The 16797-nt window shown below is 71.7% G+C and carries 13 protein-coding genes; 4 read left to right on the forward strand and 9 right to left on the reverse strand.

The window, feature by feature from the left end:
- Window positions 1-69 precede the first annotated feature (69 nt).
- The 4 genes from hutI to hutU are packed head-to-tail and all read right to left on the reverse strand — an operon-like array spanning window position 70 to window position 5571.
- A complete protein-coding gene (gene hutI / locus ABZT14_RS17140) occupies window positions 70-1269 on the reverse strand; it encodes an imidazolonepropionase (protein ID WP_356302893.1) in 1200 nt (399 codons plus the stop codon).
- Between the two features lie 5 nt (window positions 1270-1274).
- Window positions 1275-2630 carry a formimidoylglutamate deiminase gene (locus tag ABZT14_RS17145; protein ID WP_356302896.1) on the reverse strand — a complete coding sequence of 452 codons (1356 nt, stop codon included), beginning with the start codon at window positions 2628-2630 and terminating at the stop codon, window positions 1275-1277.
- The gene (locus ABZT14_RS17150) at window positions 2627-3856 is read right to left on the reverse strand and encodes an allantoate amidohydrolase (RefSeq protein ID WP_356303131.1); all 1230 of its coding nucleotides are present in this window, start codon (window positions 3854-3856) and stop codon (window positions 2627-2629) included. Before ABZT14_RS17150 ends, ABZT14_RS17145 begins: the two co-directional genes overlap by 4 nt.
- A 44-nt stretch (window positions 3857-3900) precedes the next feature.
- Complete coding sequence (hutU, locus tag ABZT14_RS17155) at window positions 3901-5571, reverse strand: urocanate hydratase (protein WP_356302899.1); 1671 nt, start codon at window positions 5569-5571, stop codon at window positions 3901-3903.
- Between the two features lie 269 nt (window positions 5572-5840).
- Here hutU and ABZT14_RS17160 point away from each other — a divergent pair, with 269 nt between their 5' ends.
- The gene (locus ABZT14_RS17160; protein ID WP_356302901.1) at window positions 5841-7259 is read left to right on the forward strand and encodes a diaminopimelate decarboxylase; all 1419 of its coding nucleotides are present in this window, start codon (window positions 5841-5843) and stop codon (window positions 7257-7259) included.
- Window positions 7260-7400: 141 nt separating this feature from the next.
- Here the strand turns inward: ABZT14_RS17160 and sph are convergent, their stop codons facing one another.
- Window positions 7401-8339: a sphingomyelin phosphodiesterase gene (sph, locus tag ABZT14_RS17165; protein WP_356302903.1), complete on the reverse strand. Its 939-nt coding sequence runs from the start codon at window positions 8337-8339 to the stop codon at window positions 7401-7403.
- Between the two features lie 1416 nt (window positions 8340-9755).
- On the reverse strand, window positions 9756-10697 hold the full coding sequence (locus ABZT14_RS17170; protein WP_356302905.1) for an RNA polymerase sigma factor SigF: 942 nt from the start codon (window positions 10695-10697) through the stop codon (window positions 9756-9758).
- A 273-nt stretch (window positions 10698-10970) separates the two neighbouring features.
- On the opposite strand from ABZT14_RS17170, the gene ABZT14_RS17175 reads away from it, so the two are divergent.
- On the forward strand, window positions 10971-11351 hold the full coding sequence (locus ABZT14_RS17175) for an STAS domain-containing protein (RefSeq protein WP_356302908.1): 381 nt from the start codon (window positions 10971-10973) through the stop codon (window positions 11349-11351).
- A 235-nt stretch (window positions 11352-11586) separates the two neighbouring features.
- Complete coding sequence (locus tag ABZT14_RS17180) at window positions 11587-12144, forward strand: ATP-binding protein (protein ID WP_356302911.1); 558 nt, start codon at window positions 11587-11589, stop codon at window positions 12142-12144.
- A gap of 448 nt (window positions 12145-12592) precedes the next feature.
- Here the strand turns inward: ABZT14_RS17180 and ABZT14_RS17185 are convergent, their stop codons facing one another.
- From ABZT14_RS17185 to ABZT14_RS17195, 3 genes are all read right to left on the reverse strand, one after another.
- Window positions 12593-13453 carry a carbohydrate ABC transporter permease gene (locus ABZT14_RS17185; protein WP_356302913.1) on the reverse strand — a complete coding sequence of 287 codons (861 nt, stop codon included), beginning with the start codon at window positions 13451-13453 and terminating at the stop codon, window positions 12593-12595.
- Window positions 13454-13457: 4 nt separating this feature from the next.
- Window positions 13458-14336, reverse strand: a complete 879-nt coding sequence (locus ABZT14_RS17190; RefSeq protein WP_356303134.1) for a sugar ABC transporter permease — start codon at window positions 14334-14336, stop codon at window positions 13458-13460.
- Window positions 14337-14452: 116 nt separating this feature from the next.
- Window positions 14453-15742 (reverse strand): sugar ABC transporter substrate-binding protein, encoded by a 1290-nt coding sequence (locus tag ABZT14_RS17195; protein ID WP_356302916.1) that lies wholly within the window; start codon window positions 15740-15742, stop codon window positions 14453-14455.
- A gap of 365 nt (window positions 15743-16107) precedes the next feature.
- Here ABZT14_RS17195 and ABZT14_RS17200 point away from each other — a divergent pair, with 365 nt between their 5' ends.
- Window positions 16108-16791 (forward strand): response regulator transcription factor, encoded by a 684-nt coding sequence (locus ABZT14_RS17200; protein ID WP_356302919.1) that lies wholly within the window; start codon window positions 16108-16110, stop codon window positions 16789-16791.
- Window positions 16792-16797 lie beyond the last annotated feature (6 nt).

The following is a 16797-nucleotide window of genomic DNA, read 5'->3' on the forward strand; positions in this document are numbered from 1 at the left end:
CGCACCGGGCCTCACCGGCCGCCAGGTCACCACCCGGCGCCGCCGGGCGGCGAGTCCCGTGGCCCGACCTCAGTCGACCGCCACCCCACGCCGCCACACCCGCCGCACCAACGGCACCCCCGGCCGGTACGCCAGGTGCACGTGCGAGGGCGCGTCCAGCAGGGCCACGTCCGCCAGGCACCCCGGAGCCAGCCGCCCCACGTCCTCGCGCAGCAGCGCCCGCGCGCCCCCCGCGGTGGCCGACCACAGCGCCTCGTCGGGCGTCATGCCCATCTCCCGTACCGCCACCGCCACACAGAACGGCACGGACGAGGTGAAGCTGGAACCGGGGTTGCAGTCCGTGGACAGCGCCACCGTCACCCCCGCGTCCAGCAGCCGGCGGGCGTTCGGATACACCGCCCGGGTGGAGAACTCGCAGCCCGGCAGTAGGGTCGCCACCGTCGAACCCGAGGCCAGCGCGTCCACGTCCGCGTCGGTCAGATGGGTGCAGTGGTCGGCCGAGGCCGCGCCCAGCTCCACCGCCAGCCGTACGCCGGGCCCCTCGCCCAACTGGTTGGCGTGCACCCGGGGCACCAACCCCCGCTCCACGCCGGCAATCAGTACCGCCCGCGCCTGGTCGGCGTCGAAGGCCCCCCGCTCACAGAACACGTCCACCCACCGGGCGTACGGGGCGCAGGCGTCCAGCATCGGGCCGGTCAACTGGGCCACGTAGCCGTCCGGGTCGTCGGCGAACTCCGGGGCCACGATGTGCGCCCCCAGATAGGTCACCTCCTCGGTGTGCCGGGCGGCGATCCGCAGCGCCCGGGCCTCCTGGTCGGGAGTGAGGCCGTAACCGGACTTGGTCTCCATGGTGGTGGTGCCCTGCCGCAGCGCCTCCGCCAGGTGCCGCACCAGGTTGGCCTCCAGCTCCTCGTCACCGGCCGCCCGGGTCGCCGCCACCGTGGTACGGATACCGCCGGCGGTGTAACTCCGGCCCGACATACGGGCGTTGAACTCCTCCGTACGGTCACCGGCGAACACCAGGTGCGAGTGGCTGTCCACGAACCCGGGGATCACCGCCCGCCCCCCGACGTCCACCCGCTGGTCGGTCGCCGGCACCCGCGCCGAGGGCCCCACCCAGGCCACCCGCTCACCCTCCAGCACCAGCGCCGCGTCCCGCAGCAGCCCCAACGGGCCCTCCCCGAGGGAGGGTTCGTTGGTCACCAGGGAGCCGATACCGGTCAACGCCGTACTGCCACCGTCCACGCGCTTCCCCGTCCCGTCCGTCATCGCCGTCACCGGCCCCACTTCCCGATCGTCTCCGCCAACTCACGCGCCGGTTCGGCCACCGACAGGTGCCGCCCCTCCCACACCACCGGCCGCCCGGCCACCACGGTGTGCCGCACGTCCGCACTGGTCCCCGCGAACACCACCGCCTCCGCCGCCAACCGGGGAGCCGGCCCGGCGGTACGCACCGAGTCCAGCGCCACCGTGGTCAGGTCCGCCAGGCTCCCGGCCTCCAACCGGCCCGCCTCCGGCCAGCCCAACGCCGCGTGCCCCCGCTCCGAGGCCGCCCGCAGCAACTGCGCCGCCGTCCAGTGCCCCCGGGTACGGCTACGCAACCGTTCGTCCAGCTCCATCGCCCGGGCCTCCTCCAACAGGTCGATCACCGCGTGCGAGTCGCTGCCCAACGACAACGGGCTGCCCGCCGCCCGCAGCTGCGGCGCCGGCCCGATACCGTCCGCCAGGTCCCGCTCGGTCGTCGGGCACATGCACACCCCGGTGCCCGAACCCCCCAACGCCCGGATGTCCTCCTCGGTCAGATGGGTCGCGTGCACCGCCGTCGTACCCGGCCCCAACACCCCGTGCTCGGCCAGCAACCCGGTCGGGGTCAGCCCGTGCGCCCGCAGGCAGTCCTCGTTCTCCGCCACCTGCTCCGACAGGTGCACGTGCAACGGCGCGCCCCGCTCCCGCGCCCAGGCCGCCACCGTGCCCAACTCCCGCGCCGGCACCGCCCGCACCGAGTGGATCGCCGCGCCCACCCGGGCGTGCGAACCCCCCGGGCGCAGCGCCGACACCCGCGACGCCCAGGCCTGAGCGTCCCCGTCACCGAACCGCGACTGGGCCGGCGACAGCGGCTCGCCCCGCCCGTCCGGGCCCAGCCCGGACGACAGGTAGGCGGTGTCCAGCAGGGTCACCCGGATACCCGCCTCCTGGGCGGCGGCGATCAGCGCCTCCCCCATGGCGTTGGGGTCCGCGTAACGGGAACCGCCCGGGGCGTGGTGCAGGTAGTGGAACTCGCCCACACAGGTCACCCCCGCCAACGCCATCTCCGCGTACACCGCCCGCGCCAGCGCGAAGTAGCTGTCCGGCGTCAGCCGCGACGCCACCCGGTACATCACCTCCCGCCAGGTCCAGAACGTGCCCGAACCCACCTGCACCGTGCCGCGCAGCGCCCGGTGGAAGGCGTGCGAGTGCGCGTTGGCCAGCCCCGGCAGGGTCAACCCCACCAACACCCGCGCCCCCGGCGGGGGTTCGGCCACCCCCGCCCGCACCCGCTGCCACAGCCCGTCCCGGGCCTCCAGCAGCACCCCCGGCTCCACCGTGCCGTCGAGCCAGCCGTACTCCGCCCAGTAGGTGGCGTCACTCACGAGGTCAACAGTCCTTCCAGTACGTCGGCCAGAGCACCCACGCCCGCCACACAGTCGTCCTCCTCCGCGAACTCGGCGGGGGAGTGGGACACCCCCGTCGGGTTCCGCACGTACAGCATCGCCGTGGGCACCGACGCCGACAGGATCCCCGCGTCATGGCCCGCCCCCGTCGGCAGCACCGGCACCCGGCGGTCCCCGCCGTCACCCAGCAACTCCAACAACCGGTTCCGCAGCGCGTCCTCGAACTCCGTCACCGGCGTGAACGACTCCCGGGTCACCTCCAGCCGCACCCCCTCGCGCCGCGCCTCCTCGGCCGCCGCCCGCTCCACCTCCTCCACCAGCTTGCCCAGGGTGCCCTCGTCCGGGGCACGCGAGTCCAGCCACCCCCGCACCAGCGAGGCGATCGCGTTGACCCCGTTGGGCTCCACGCTCACCTTGGCGAAGGTCGCCAACGCCCCCGTCAACCGGGCCTGTTCCCGCGCCGCCCGCACCGTCTGCGCGTAGCTGAGCATCGGGTCCCGACGGTCGGCCAACCTGGTGGTGCCCGCGTGGTTGCCCTCCCCGTGGAAGTCGAACCGCCACCGCCCGTGCGGCCAGATCGCCGACGCCACCCCCACCGGCGCCGGCCCACCACCCCGACCGTCGGGATCGTCGGTGGCCAACGCCCGCCCCTGCTCCACATGCAGCTCCACGAACGCCCCGACACCCGCCCACCGCTCCGGGTCGGCACCGATACCGTCCGGGTCGTACCCGGCACGCTCCATGGCGGACGCCAGACCCACCCCGTCCGCGTCCCGCAGCCGGTGCGCCGCCTCACGCGACAGCTGCCCCGCGCTCAGCCGCGACCCCACACAGGCCAGGCCGAACCGGGCGCCCTCCTCGTCACCGAAGTTGACCACCCCCAGCGGGCGCCGCGCCCGCACCCCTCGGGCCAGCAACTCGTCCAGCGCCGCGAAGGCCGACACCACCCCCAACGGCCCGTCGAACGCCCCGCCGTCCGGCACCGAGTCCAGATGGGAACCGGTCACCACCGCGTCCCGCCGACCCTCCGGGTCCCCGGCCCACGCCCACTGGTTGCCGTTACGGTCCACCTCGTACCGCAGCCCACGGTCCGCCGCCTGGCGCCGGAACCACTCCCGGCACTCCAGGTCGGCGCCGGTCCAGGCGTAACGGCGGTACCCGCCACTGTCGGGATGCCGACCCACCGGCAGCAACTCCCGCCACATCCGGTGGAAGGAGTCCCCGCCCGACAGCCCCTCGGGAAGCCCGGTCACGCCCCGCCCTCCTGGCCCTCGCGCATCGGCACCCGCACCCCGCGTTCCTCCGCCACTCGTTCGGCGACGTCGTAGCCGGCGTCCACGTGACGGATCACGCCCATCCCCGGGTCGTTGGTCAGCACCCGCCGCAGCTTCTCCCCGGCCAGGGCCGTACCGTCGGCCACCGTCACCTGCCCGGCGTGGATCGACCGGCCCATGCCCACCCCGCCACCGTGGTGCAGCGACACCCAGGACGCCCCGGAGGCCACGTTCACCATGGCGTTCAGCAACGGCCAGTCCGCGATGGCGTCCGAACCGTCCAGCATCGCCTCCGTCTCCCGGTACGGAGAGGCCACCGAACCGCAGTCCAGGTGGTCCCGCCCCAACACCAGCGGGGCCGAGATCTCCCCGGCGGCCACCATGTCGTTGAACCGCTCACCCGCCCGGTCCCGCTCCCCGTACCCCAGCCAGCAGATCCGCGCCGGCAACCCCTGGAAACGCACCCGCTCCCCGGCCATCCGCAGCCAGCGGGCCAGCGACTCGTTCTCCGGGAACAGCTCCAGCAGCGCCCGGTCGGTCGCCGCGATGTCCGCCGGGTCACCCGACAGCGCCGCCCAGCGGAACGGGCCCCTGCCCTCGCAGAACAGCGGCCGGATGTACGCCGGCACGAACCCGGGGAAGTCGAAGGCCCGCGCGAACCCCGCCGTACGCGCCTCCCCACGGATCGAGTTGCCGTAGTCGAAGACCTCCGCGCCGGCGTCCATGAAGCCCACCATCGCCTCCACGTGGCGGGCCATCGACTCCTGCGCCCGCCGGGTGAAGTCGGCCGGCTTCTCCGCCGCGTACGCGGCCATGTCCTCGAAGTCCACCCCCACCGGCAGGTACGCCAGCGGGTCGTGGGCACTGGTCTGGTCGGTCACCACGTCGATCGGCGCCCCCTGGGCCAGCAACGCCGGCAACACCTCGGCCGCGTTCCCCAACACCCCGATCGACAGCGGCCGTCGGGCGTCCCGCGCCTCCACCGCCAACCGCAGCGCGTGGTCCACCGAGTCCGCCCGCACGTCCAGGTAACGGTGCTCGATACGACGCTCGATGGCGCGCGGATCACAGTCGACGCAGATCACCACCCCGTCGTTCATGGTCACCGCCAGCGGCTGCGCCCCGCCCATGCCGCCCAGCCCCGAGGTGAGGGTGATGGTGCCGGCCAGGGTCCCCCCGAACCGCTTGGCGGCCACCGCCGCGAAGGTCTCGTAGGTGCCCTGGAGGATGCCCTGGGTGCCGATGTAGATCCACGAACCGGCCGTCATCTGCCCGTACATGGTCAGGCCCAGGGCGTCCAGCCGGCGGAACTCCTCCCAGTTGGCCCAGTCGCCCACCAGGTTGGAGTTGGCCAGCAGCACCCGGGGCGCCCACTCGTGGGTCTGCATCACCCCGACCGGCCGGCCGGACTGCACCAGCATCGTCTCGTCCTGCCGCAGCGTGCCGAGGGTGCGCACCATGGCGTCGAAGGAACGCCAGTCCCGGGCGGCCTTGCCGGTGCCTCCGTAGACCACCAGCTGGTCCGGGTGCTCGGCCACCTCCGGGTCGAGGTTGTTCTGCAACATCCGCAGGGCTGCCTCCTGGGGCCAGCCGAGGGTGGTCAGCTCAGTGCCGCGCGGGGCTCGTACGGGCCGGGGTCCTGACATCGGGGCCGCCTCTCTGGATGGTGACTTCCGCCTGGGTGCTGTGGATGGGGCCGTGGGTGTCGCGAAGGTGTCGCTGTAGCCGTACCTCATGACGTCCGGGTACGGAGCGCCGCTCGCCCGGAGGGCGCGTTCCGTCGGGGTCGGGACGCTGCCGCCGCGTGCCCGGGCAGCGGCAGACTAGGGCTATTCACGGAGTCTAAGGGTGAATAGGGCTAGTCACCAGGGGGCCGGGTGCACCACCCCCGGCACGCCCGTGCTTGGCTGGATCCATGCAGCACCTCAGACGCCCCACCACGGCCACCACCCGTACCCAACGTCGTGACCTGGCAGTTCGCGCGGCCGTCAGCCAGGGCCTGGTCACCGACGACGCCAACCCCCTCGTCGGACTCCTCGACCTGGAGACCATCCGCGAAGCCGCCGCGTCCCTCCACGACGCCTTCGCCCAGGTCGCCGCCCCCGGCCAACAGGTGCTGCACACCTTCGCCATCAAGGCGTCCTCACTCGTCCCCGTACTCCGCTACCTGGACCACCTCGGCATCGGCTGCGAAGCCGCCAGCCCCGGCGAACTCGCCCTCGCCCACGCCGCCGGCGTCAGCGCCGAACGCACCGTCCTCGACTCACCCGCCAAGACCGTCGACGAACTCCGCGAGGCCCTCCAACGCGGCGTCGCCGTCAACGCCGACAACCCCCAGGAACTCGTCCGCCTCGACGCCCTACGGGAACAGACCCGCAGCGACTCCCCCCTCGGACTGCGCGTCAACCCCCAGATCGGCAGCGGCACCATCGGCGCGATGAGCACCGCCACCGACACCTCCAAGTTCGGCTTCCCCCTCCGCGACCCCGGCGCCCGCGAAGCCGTCATCCGCGCCTACCGCGAACGCCCCCACCTCACCCGCCTCCACGCTCACGTCGGCTCCCAGGGCTGCCCCCTGGAACTGATGGCCCAGGGCGTCCAGGCCACCCACCAACTGGCCGAGGAGATCAACGCCACCGTCGGCCGCCAGCAGATCACCACCCTCGACATCGGCGGCGGCCTCCCGGTGAACTTCGACACCGAGGACGTCACCCCCAGCTACGAGCGGTACGCCCGCCTCCTCGCCGACACCGTCCCCGCCCTCTTCGACGGCCGCTACGGCCTGGTCACCGAGTTCGGCCGCTCCCTGCTGGCCAAGGCCGGCACCATCCTGGCCCGCGTCGAGTACGCCAAGACCGCCGGCGGCCGACCCATCGCCGTCACCCACGCCGGCGCCCAGGTCGCCACCCGAACCGTGTTCGCCCCCAGCTCCTGGCCCCTGCGGGTCACCGGCTACGACCCCCACGGCCACCCCAAACAGGGACCCGCCGTCGCCCAGGACGTCGCCGGCCCCTGCTGCTTCGCCGGCGACCTGGTCGCCACCGCCCGGGAGCTGCCCCCGCTGGAGGCCGGCGACCTGGTGGCCCTCCTCGACACCGGCGCCTACTACTTCTCCAACCCCTTCGGCTACAACAGCCTGCCCCGCCCGGGGGTGTACGGCTTCACCCTCCCCGAGGACGAGACCGGTGCCGGGCCCGGAACCGAGCCCGCGGCCGAGAACACCCCGGCCACCCCGGGCGGCATACGGTTCGCGACCGTACGGGAACCCCAGTCCATCGCCCAGGTCGTCGCCGAGTCCGGCCTCGACCAGCGGGACGCCCTGCTTCCCCGCTGAGGCCTCGACCCTCGCAGCGCCCCCGGGCTTCTTCCCCGGAACGCCGTGGGGGGGGTACCCGAGCTGTCTCGGGTACCCCCCCCACCTCCGGGCCGCGCCGGGCCGCTCAGGCCACGGCACCACCCGCCGCAGTACCGGACCTCAGCCGGCCGAACCGGTCACCGGATAGTGGTCCGACAGGTTGCTGTACTCCTTGCCGTCCGGCGCCGTCCACGGAGCGCTCTGCTCCTGGTACACCTCGTTGGTCCACCCCTCCGGCTTCGCGTGCCCCTTGCGGTGCAGCACGTAGTCCAGGTCCCGGGGCGGGTTCTCCGCACCACGGGCGTGGGCGATGGTGTTCTCCTGGGTGTCGAAGGAGTACGCGTGCCCCGTACGGTCGTCCGCCCCCTCCAGACCGGCGTCGGCCAGCATCTTCGGGTACTCGTCGCTACGGGAGTCCACGTTGAAGTCACCCGCCACCAGCACCTGCTCGTCGGTGGGAATGTCCTTGGCGTCCAGGAAGGCGTTCAGCTCACCGAACTGCTTGCTGCGCACCTCCGCGGCCTGACCCTCCGAACACAGCTTGTCGTCGGACTGCACGTGCGTCCCCACCACGTGCACCGGCTCCCCGTTCACCTCCAACTCCACATAGGCGAAGCCCTTGTTGGCGAGGTCGTCCACCCCGCACCCGTCCTTGTAGACGTACTGTTCCTTGCGCTTGATCGGCCACTTGCTCAGCACGGTGACCCCGCCGTCCTCCAACGTGGTCGCGTACGAGCCTCCCGTGGCGTCCCACCCGTCCTTGGTACGCCCGACCACCGGAGTCTGGTGCGGGTACTGGGACTTGGCGCTCTCCATCAGGTTCTCGGAGGTGCCGTTCTCGTACATCTCCTGGAGCACGACCACGTCGTTGCCCTGGAAGAAGTCGGCCTGCGGTATCTCCTCGGCCCGGTGGTCCTGCCCCAGGTTCGGGTAGATGAGCTTGTTGAACAGGAAGGTGTTGTAGGTGAGCACCTTCGGGCTCGCCGCTCGGGGGGCCTCCTCGGCCGCCTGCCCGGGAGAGGCGGAGGCGGTCAGCGCGGTCGCCGCGAGGGCGGCCACGCTCAGGCCGGCCGCCCATCTCCGTGCGCCCGGCCGCCGGCCAGGGCCTCCATGGTCCGGGCTCCCGGTTGCCGACCGCGCCGGCTCGGGGCTCACTGCGTCGTTCGTCCGTCGGTGCGTGGGTGCGACCATGTGGCGGCTCCGTCACTGTGGGGGGCGGTCGATGTCGCCGCCCATCCAAGCAGGTTGGGCTCCGTAGGCCAGGGGTTCGCCCCAACCCGTCCCGAGGAGGCCGGTCAACCCCGCCGGTGTTGCGGTGACTTGCCCGGGGATGGGGCGGTGGTGGGCGTGCGTAGTCCGGTTGTTGGTGGGTGGGGGAGTGGTTGCGTGGGTGGTGCGTGGAGCGCGGTGAGGCGGGGGTGCGGTGATGTGTCTGGGGGGCGCATGGTGCGGTGGCGTGGGTGGGGTCGCGGCGCCTGTGGGTGCGGTGAGGTTGCGGTGATGTGGATGGGGCGGGGTGAGTTGGGTTGGGGCTCGGGGAGGTGGGCGGGTTGAGTGGGGGGCTTGCGCGTCGGGCTCGCGCTGGCGGGCCTGGGTGGGGCTGGGGCTACGTGTCCAGTTGTGGGTGGGGGCGGGTGCGGGTGGTGGTCGGGTGCTGGGCCGGGCCGGAGGTGGGTGGGCTTCTGTCAGTCGATGTCCGGTGTGATCTGTCAGGGGCTGCTGTGGATAACTTCGGCCCGTTTTCCGGGGGTTGAGGCATGATGGGCTCTGCCGCGGTGGTCCCCGAACCGAGCACCGTACGGGCCCGTTGTGACCGGCCGTAGCTCCTCCTGGAGCCTCGGCGTCGTGGACAACGGGTGGTTTCGGGTACCCCTTCTCGCCTGGGAGTCGGCGCGCGCTCCCAGGCGTCTCGGAGGTGGTGGCGGAGGGTGGGCATGGGGAGGGGGGAGGGGCCCCGAACAGCTCCCCGCCACAGCCCGGCCATGGCCACCGGGCGCGAGGGCCCCGTACATCGCGGGCCAGCGGGGCCACCTCGGAGGAGCCGGCGCCTCTCACCTGACCGGGAGGATGCGCCGGATGCTGGTCGGACCCGGCCCCCGGATACCGGTCGGACCCAGGCCCCGGATGTCGGCTGAGCCCGCGCCCCCGGAGGCTGGGCGGGCTCGTGTTCCACGGGGTGCCGGACGGGCCCGTGACCCGCCCATCCAAGCCCCCACCCACAAGCCCCCGCCCAAGCCAAAGGGCCCGGTTCCCGAAGCTCGGAAACCAGGCCCCTCGTACGGAACGGCACACGACATGGGGCCGTCGCCCCGACCGCCTGCGCGGTGGGCGCGCCCTCGTCCTCCGGCTCGCTTCCTCGTGGTTGTTGTCGGGGCCCCTCCAGGGGAGAGTGCCCGCACCACTGTCAGGAGCGTGGTGGCGGAGGTCCGTGCGCCGTGCCGTGAGACACGGCTACGCGTCGACTGCTTCCTCGACCTACTCCTCGACCATCAGGCCCTTCCGCAGGCGACCGAGAGTGCGGGACAGCAGCCTGGAGACGTGCATCTGCGAGATGCCCAGCTCCTCGCCGATCTCGGACTGTGTCATGTTCGCCACGAACCGCAGCGACAGGATGTGGCGGTCGCGCGCCGGGAGGTCGGCGATCAGGGGCTTGAGGGACTCGACGTACTCGATGCCCTCCAGTCCGTGATCCTCGTACCCGATGCGGTCGGCCAAGGCGCCCTCGGTGTCGTCCTCCTCGGGCTGGGCGTCCAGCGAGCTGGCGGTGTAGGCGTTGCTCGCGGCCATGCCCTCGACGACCTCGTCGGTGGTGATGCTGAGCCGTTCGGCCAGCTCCTCCACGGTCGGGGCGCGGTCCAGCTTCTGGGCGAGTTCGTCGCCGGCCTTCGCCAGGTCCAGGCGCAGTTCCTGGAGGCGGCGGGGGACCCGTACGGACCAGGAGGTGTCCCGGAAGAAGCGCTTGATCTCGCCGACGATGGTCGGCATCGCGAAGGTGGGGAACTCGACCCCGCGCGACAGCTCGAACCGGTCGATGGCCTTGATCAGGCCGATGGTGCCGACCTGGACGATGTCCTCCATGGGTTCGCTGCGGGAGCGGAACCGGGAGGCCGCGAACTTGACCAGGGCCAGGTTCAGTTCGACCAGGGTGTTGCGTACGTAGGAGTACTCGTGGGTGCCCTCTTCCAGGGTCTCCAGGCGCTCGAAGAGCGTCTTGGACATCGCCCTGGCGTCCACCGGTCCGACCTCGTCGAAGGGCGGCATCTCCGGCAGGTGAAGCTGGTCGAGGAGCGCTTCCAGCGTCTCGTGGTGCTCGCCGGACGAGGTGGAGCTGCTGTGCGTCACCTCAGGGGTCGCGTACTGCGGGTCGGTATCCGATATCCCGGGATCATCGAGCCTGGGTGACATGCGGGGTGACATGCTGGTGTCCCTCCATCATCTCGGCATGTGGCTGCCGAAGCCTTGACGTGCACTACGGGGTGCGGCGCCTCCAGAGCCGACTGGAATTGTCTGCCTTCTAGGCCTACCTGGTTCTGTGTACGCATGGCAAGTGCGCCTTGTCTGAATTTGCCCCAATGTGTTGGTTGTTCGTCTACCGGAGGTCCCCAGGAAGGCGTAGGGTTCGAGGCGGCCGTCAGGGGGTGTCGTGCACGGCTGGTGGGAAGATCTGGAGCGACCTGAGATGGGGTGTGCATGGACCGCGGAATGCCCGGCAGTACGAGCCGTGGCCGGCTGACGGTCGACGTACGGCAACACGGCGCGAGCATGGTGTTCACGCCCGAGGGTGAGCTGGACCATCACACCGCCGAGTTGTTGAGCGAGCCGTTGGAGCGCAGCGTCGACGAGGGCTTCAGCCGGCTGGTGGTGGACTGCTCACTCCTGCAGTTCTGTGACTCCACGGGGCTGAACGTGTTGCTGGCGGCTCGTCTGAAGGCCGAGGCCGCCGGAGGCGGCGTACATCTGGCCGGAATGCAGCCGGTGGTGTCCCGCGTCTTCACCATCACGGGCGCTGACATGGTGTTCTCGGTGCACGAGGATCTTGGCGCCGCGCTGGCGAACGTGACGGAGGCCTGACCGTTCGCGGTGGTCTCCGGCCTGTTCGCCGGTGTTCCTGGGCATGTCCGGGGCGCTTGGTTACCTGCGTCACAACAGTCCGCTCAGATCGATGAGTGTTCTCCCGCTCTCGCAGGGCAGGAGACCCACTGAATCGGTGCGGGCCTCTGGGCCCCGGTCCAGTCGGGCGGCTGTGATCAGCTCCGATGTCCATTCGTTGATTCGGTCAGTCAGTGATCGGTGAGGTGAACCGCTGATGAGCACCACCCGGCCGTACTCGGCGGGCGACCGCGGCTCCCAGTCGGATGACGTGGCGCCTCGCTCCGTCATTCCGGTGAACGGGGCTGGTGGGCCCTTCGAGGCGAACGGTGACCAGCCGGTGGACCTGGAGGAGGGCCCAGTGTTGCGTCAGGTGCGAAGACTGCGGCTGTTGGGCGCCAGCGGCGTGGTGCCCCGTGCCCGTGACTTCACCCGTCAGGCGTTGCACGACTGGGGCTGGCTTCCGGCGGCGACCGGGGACCAGCGTGCCGCGGCCGAGGACGTGCTGCTGGTGGTGTCGGAACTGGTCACCAACGCCTGTCTGCACGCGGACGGCCCGGAGGAGCTGCGTATCGGCAGCGGCCCCAAGGTGTTGCGGCTTGAGGTGGTGGACCAGGGGTCCGGTGCGCCGGCTCCCCGGAGTCCGCACCGCGCGGGCCGGCCCGGTGGGCACGGGATGTTCATCGTGCAGCGGCTCTGCCTGGACTGGGGCGTGGTACGTAACCCCCTGGGGTCGGGGAAGACGGTCTGGGCCGAACTGGCCGCGCCCGCCTGACGGTTGGGGCCGGGCCACCGCGCCCGCGCCCAGCCGCCCGGCCCGGCGACCGTGGGTGGGGACGCCGCCGTGGCGCCCCCACCGGCAGACCGACCGCCCCTCCGCTCCCTCGCCGGCACCCGGCTGTACGTGACCGGAGCCGTACGTGACCGCGCCGCACGCGGAGGACCGCGCCCGGCGCTCCCCTCTCCACGAGTTCCCGCGGATTCCACGGGTCCCCTTCGGGAGCCGCGCCCGTGAGGGCCGGCCCCTCGAAGCCGTCCCGTAGGGACGCGGCGCCCCTGGGGCCCCGGCCCGCACCTGACCTGCGACGTGCCCCCTGGGGCTCCGCGTGCCCGGCTCCTGAGGTCACCGCGCCCCCGAGGCGCCGTACGGAGAAGGCGGGGTCGGGAGTGGGAGAACCCCGGAGGGTCTCCCCGCCCGACGGCGAACGCCCCCGCTGAACGCTTCAGTCGTCGATGCCGGTGCGTTCCACCCCGGCCACGATGTGGCGCTGGAGGAGCAGGAAGACCAGCAGCAGCGGCAGGATCGAGACGATCGCCGCCACGAACAGCTGGTGGATGTTGACCGTCTGCGCGGTGGTGAAGGTGGAGAGGGCGACCTGCACCGTCCAGGAACCCCGGTCCTGGCCGATCACCAGCGGCCACAGGAAGGCGTTCCAGGCGCCGATGAAGACGATGGTGCCCACGGCGGCGAACACCGGCCGGGAGTTGGGCACCACGATGCGCCAGTAGGTGCGCCAGTAGCCCAGGCCGTCGACGCGGGCGGCGTCCTCCAGTTCGCGTGGGAAGCCGAGGAAGTACTGCCGGAAGATCAGGCAGGCGATGGCGCTGAACAGGGTGGGCACGATCAGTCCGCGCAGGGTGGAGATCCAGCCCAGCGAGGAGACCAGTACGAAGCTGGGCACGAAGGTCACCGCGGCCGGCACCATCAGGGTGCCGACGATGGCGTAGAAGACCAGGTCGGCGTGCCGGTAGGGGATACGGGCCAGACCGTAGCCGGCCAGGGAGGCCAGCAGCAGGGTGCCCAGGGTGGTGAGTACCGCGATCACCGAGGAGTTCAGCAGCGAACTGGCCATCGGCACGCTGGAGTCGGAGAACAGCTCGCTGAAGTGGGACCAGCGAAGTTCGCGCGGGAGGAGGGTCCACCCGGGGGCGGTGATCTCCTCCTCGCTGGCGAGGCCGTTGCGCAGCAGCAGGTAGAAGGGGATCAGGAACAGGGCGGCCAGGGCGCAGAGCAGCACCAGGCGTACCGCCCGGCCGACGCGGACCAGGGAGTCGTCGGTGGCCGTCGCGGGGTGGTGGGGCACGGGTTCAGTCCTCCTTCCTGCCCAGCCCGAACCAGCGGGACTGGACGACGGTGGCCACCGCGATGATCAGCGCGAGGATGACCGCTCCCGCGCTGCCGATGCCGAGGTTCTGCCCCTGCCCGAGGGCGGTGTAGTAGAGGTAGACCAGGGGTGGGCGGGCGTACGGGGGGTAGCCGCGGGCGTCGGAGAGCAGGTTGTAGAACTCGTCGAAGGCCTGGAAGGCGTTGATGACGAGCAGCAGGACCACGGCGACCGAGGTGGGGCGCAGCGCGGGGAAGGTGATGTGGCGGAAGGTCTGCCAGCCGGGGCGGGCGCCGTCGACGGCGGCGGCTTCGTAGAGGTGTGGGGGGATGCGTTGGAGGCCGGCGAGGAACAGCACCATGTAGAAGCCGGTCTGGAGCCATAGTCGGAGGGTGACGATGACCAGCCAGTACCAGGGTGGGTCGGTGGTGGACAGCCAGGCGATCTGGTCGAGGCCGACCCAGCCGAGGACGGTGTTGGCCAGGCCGAAGCGCACTCCGTTGAAGAGGGAGAGTTTCCACACCAGGGCGGCGACGACGTAGCTGCAGGCGGTGGGGAGGAAGAAGACGGAGCGGAAGAAGGCCTGGGCGTGCCGTAGGCGGTTGACGCCCAGGGCGAGGGCGAGGGACAGGGCGAAGGTGGTGGGGACGATGAACAGGGAGAACAGGGCGAAGGTGCCCAGGCTCTGTCGGAACGCGGGGTCGCCCAGCAGGGTGCGGTAGTTGTCGAGGCCGACGAACTCGGTGGGGGAGACGGTGTTGTAGGCGTCGAAGAAGCTGAGGTAGAGGCTCCAGAGCAGGGGTACGTAGGTGAACAGGGCCAGGCCCAGGGCGAAGGGGCCGACGAAGATCCAGAACCACAGGGTGCGGTTCCGGGTTCCTTGTGGCCGGCGTGCCCGGGGGGTGTTCCCGTGGGGGGACCGTGGGGTCCGTGACGGGGTGGGGTGGGCCTGGGGCTTGGTCGGGTGGGCGTCGGTCTTCAGTTCCCGCTCCGGTTCTTCCGCTTGGCCACTCGGGCCAGTTCCCGTTCCACTTCGCGGATCACGGCGCGCAGTTCCTTCTCGGGGTTGGCGCCGTTCTTGATGATGCGGTTGAGCGCGTCCTGGTAGGCGGTGCGGGAGCGGGAGGTCCACAGCAGGGGTTCGGCGTGGCCGTTGTCGGTGGCCAGTCGTACGGCGTCGGCGGCGGGGCCCTCGCGGAGGCGTTCGGCCTTCTTGGCGAGGGACAGTCGGGCGGGGATGTGGAAGCCGTAGGAGAGGGCGAAGTCCTCCTGGTAGGAGGTCTTCTCGATCCACAGCCACCTGACGTAGTCCTTGGCCTGGGTCTTGTGGGCGCTGCGGGCGCTGACGGCGGCGGCGTAGGCGCCGACGGGGACGGCGGGTTGGCCGTCGGTGCCGTCCTTGGGGAAGGCCAGTACGCCGAAGTCGTCGCCGAGTTGTTTCTTGACCTGGGGGAGGGCCCACAGTCCGGTCCACTGCATGGCGGTGAGGCCCTGGACGAAGGCGGAGGGGTCGGACCAGTCGGCGGGTGCGCCCAGCAGCAGGGACTTGTCGGTGTACAGGGTGCGGAGTTTGCCGAGGGCGCGGGCGGCGGCGGGGTCGTCGAAGCCGACCTTGCCGTCCTTGGTGACCAGGGAGAGTCCGGCGGCGTGGAGGGGTACGCCGCCGAGGACGCCGGCGCCGCCGTCGTTGCCGAGGAAGAGTCCCTTGGTCTTCTTGGTGGTCAACTCGCCGGCGGCGTCGACCAGTTCGTCCAGGGTGCGTGGGGGTGTGACGCCGGCGTCCTTGAGGAGGCTCTTGCGGTAGTAGAGCAGTTGGGTGTCGATGACCTGGGGGATGCCCCAGATTTTGTCCCGGTAGGTCTTGGGTTCCAGTACGGCCTGGTTGAAGTCCTCGCGGACGCCGTCTATCAGGGAGGTCAGGTCGACCACCTGGCCGCCCTGGATCTGGTCGATGGTGGGTCCGTTGACCTCGAACACGTCCGGCCCGGAGTCGGTGAGCAGGGCGGCGGCGGTCTGCTGGTCGTAGTTGCCCGGCCGCCACTGCACGCGGATCTGGGCGTCGGGGTAGGCCTTGGCGTAGCGGCGTACGGCCTGTTCGGTGCCGTCCTCGCCGTACTGGTGGTACCAGTGGGAGAGCTGTTCGCCGGAGCCTCCGCCCTCGCGGCCGGTGTTGGAGCCGCACGCGGCGAGGGCTCCGGCCGCCAGCAGTCCCCCACCGGTGGTGAGCAGTCCGCGTCGGCTGAGCGGGCTGACGGATGGTCCGGGCATGGGTGATCCCCCTCGGTGGTCGCGTGGCGGGGCCGGACGACAGGGTGTCGCCGGTGGTCGCGTGCCGCCGCCCGTGGGGGGACGGGGCCTGCGCTGGCCCCACACTATGCGGGGTGGGTACGACCGTGTCGTTGCGGGAATGTGTCAGCCTTTCCGGCCCGACGGTCGGGCCGGGCCGGGGGCGTTCCGGGGCGTGGTCCGGCGGTGCTCCCCGGCGCCTCCGGCCGGTCGGGGTCGGGTGGGCGGGGGTGGCCGTACGGCTGTCGCTTCCGCTGGCGCCGCCGTGGGGGCGGGCCGGTCGGCGGGTGTGGGGGCCGGAGGCCGGGAACTGCCCTTGGGCGCTCGCTGAGGACTACCATCAGGCCATGACCCGAGTACTGCTCGCCGAGGACGACGCCGCCATCTCGGAGCCCCTGGCCCGCGCGCTCCGCCGGGAGGGATACGAGGTGGAGGTGTGCGAGGACGGCCCCGGCGCCCTGGACACCGGTCTTCGTGGCGAGGTCGACCTGGTGGTTCTCGACCTGGGCCTGCCGGCCATGGACGGGCTGGAGGTCTGCCGTCGGCTGCGGAACGAGGGGCTGAGCGTGCCGGTGCTGGTGTTGACCGCCCGCGCGGACGAGGTGGACACGGTGGTCGGTCTGGACGCCGGCGCCGATGACTACGTCACCAAGCCCTTCCGGTTGGCCGAGTTGTTGGCGCGGGTGCGGGCGCTGCTGCGCCGGGGGGCGAACAGCGCCGAGCCTCCGCAGCCGCCGGCCCCGCAGGGGGTGCGGATCGACGTGGAGTCGCACCGGGCGTGGATGGGGGAGGAGGAACTCCAGCTCACCGCCAAGGAGTTCGACCTGTTGCGGGTGCTGGTGCGGGACGCGGGCCGGGTGGTCACCCGGGACCAGCTGATGCGGGAGGTGTGGGAGACGACCTGGTGGTCGTCGACCAAGACTTTGGACATGCACATCTCGTGGTTGCGGAAGAAGTTGGGTGACGACGCGGCCAATCCCCGGTACATCGCCACCGTGCGGGGTGTGGGCTTCCGTTTCGAGAAGAGCTAGGCGGGC

Origin of the sequence: Streptomyces sp. NPDC005438 (assembly GCF_040606315.1) — a bacterium.
Classification (GTDB): domain Bacteria; phylum Actinomycetota; class Actinomycetes; order Streptomycetales; family Streptomycetaceae; genus Streptomyces.

What these genes read in the sequence shown, in the direction of transcription:
- ABZT14_RS17180 (WP_356302911.1), top strand. Translation starts at nt 11,587, where the DNA reads ATGAGCACCACCCGGCCGTACTCGGCGGGCGACCGCGGCTCCCAGTCG.
- ABZT14_RS17160 (WP_356302901.1), top strand. Translation starts at nt 5,841, where the DNA reads ATGCAGCACCTCAGACGCCCCACCACGGCCACCACCCGTACCCAACGT.
- ABZT14_RS17150 (WP_356303131.1), bottom strand. Translation starts at nt 3,856, where the DNA reads ATGTGGCGGGAGTTGCTGCCGGTGGGTCGGCATCCCGACAGTGGCGGG.
- hutI (WP_356302893.1), bottom strand. Translation starts at nt 1,269, where the DNA reads ATGACGGACGGGACGGGGAAGCGCGTGGACGGTGGCAGTACGGCGTTG.
- ABZT14_RS17200 (WP_356302919.1), top strand. Translation starts at nt 16,108, where the DNA reads ATGACCCGAGTACTGCTCGCCGAGGACGACGCCGCCATCTCGGAGCCC.
- ABZT14_RS17175 (WP_356302908.1), top strand. Translation starts at nt 10,971, where the DNA reads ATGGACCGCGGAATGCCCGGCAGTACGAGCCGTGGCCGGCTGACGGTC.
- ABZT14_RS17195 (WP_356302916.1), bottom strand. Translation starts at nt 15,742, where the DNA reads ATGCCCGGACCATCCGTCAGCCCGCTCAGCCGACGCGGACTGCTCACC.
- hutU (WP_356302899.1), bottom strand. Translation starts at nt 5,571, where the DNA reads ATGTCAGGACCCCGGCCCGTACGAGCCCCGCGCGGCACTGAGCTGACC.
- ABZT14_RS17170 (WP_356302905.1), bottom strand. Translation starts at nt 10,697, where the DNA reads ATGTCACCCCGCATGTCACCCAGGCTCGATGATCCCGGGATATCGGAT.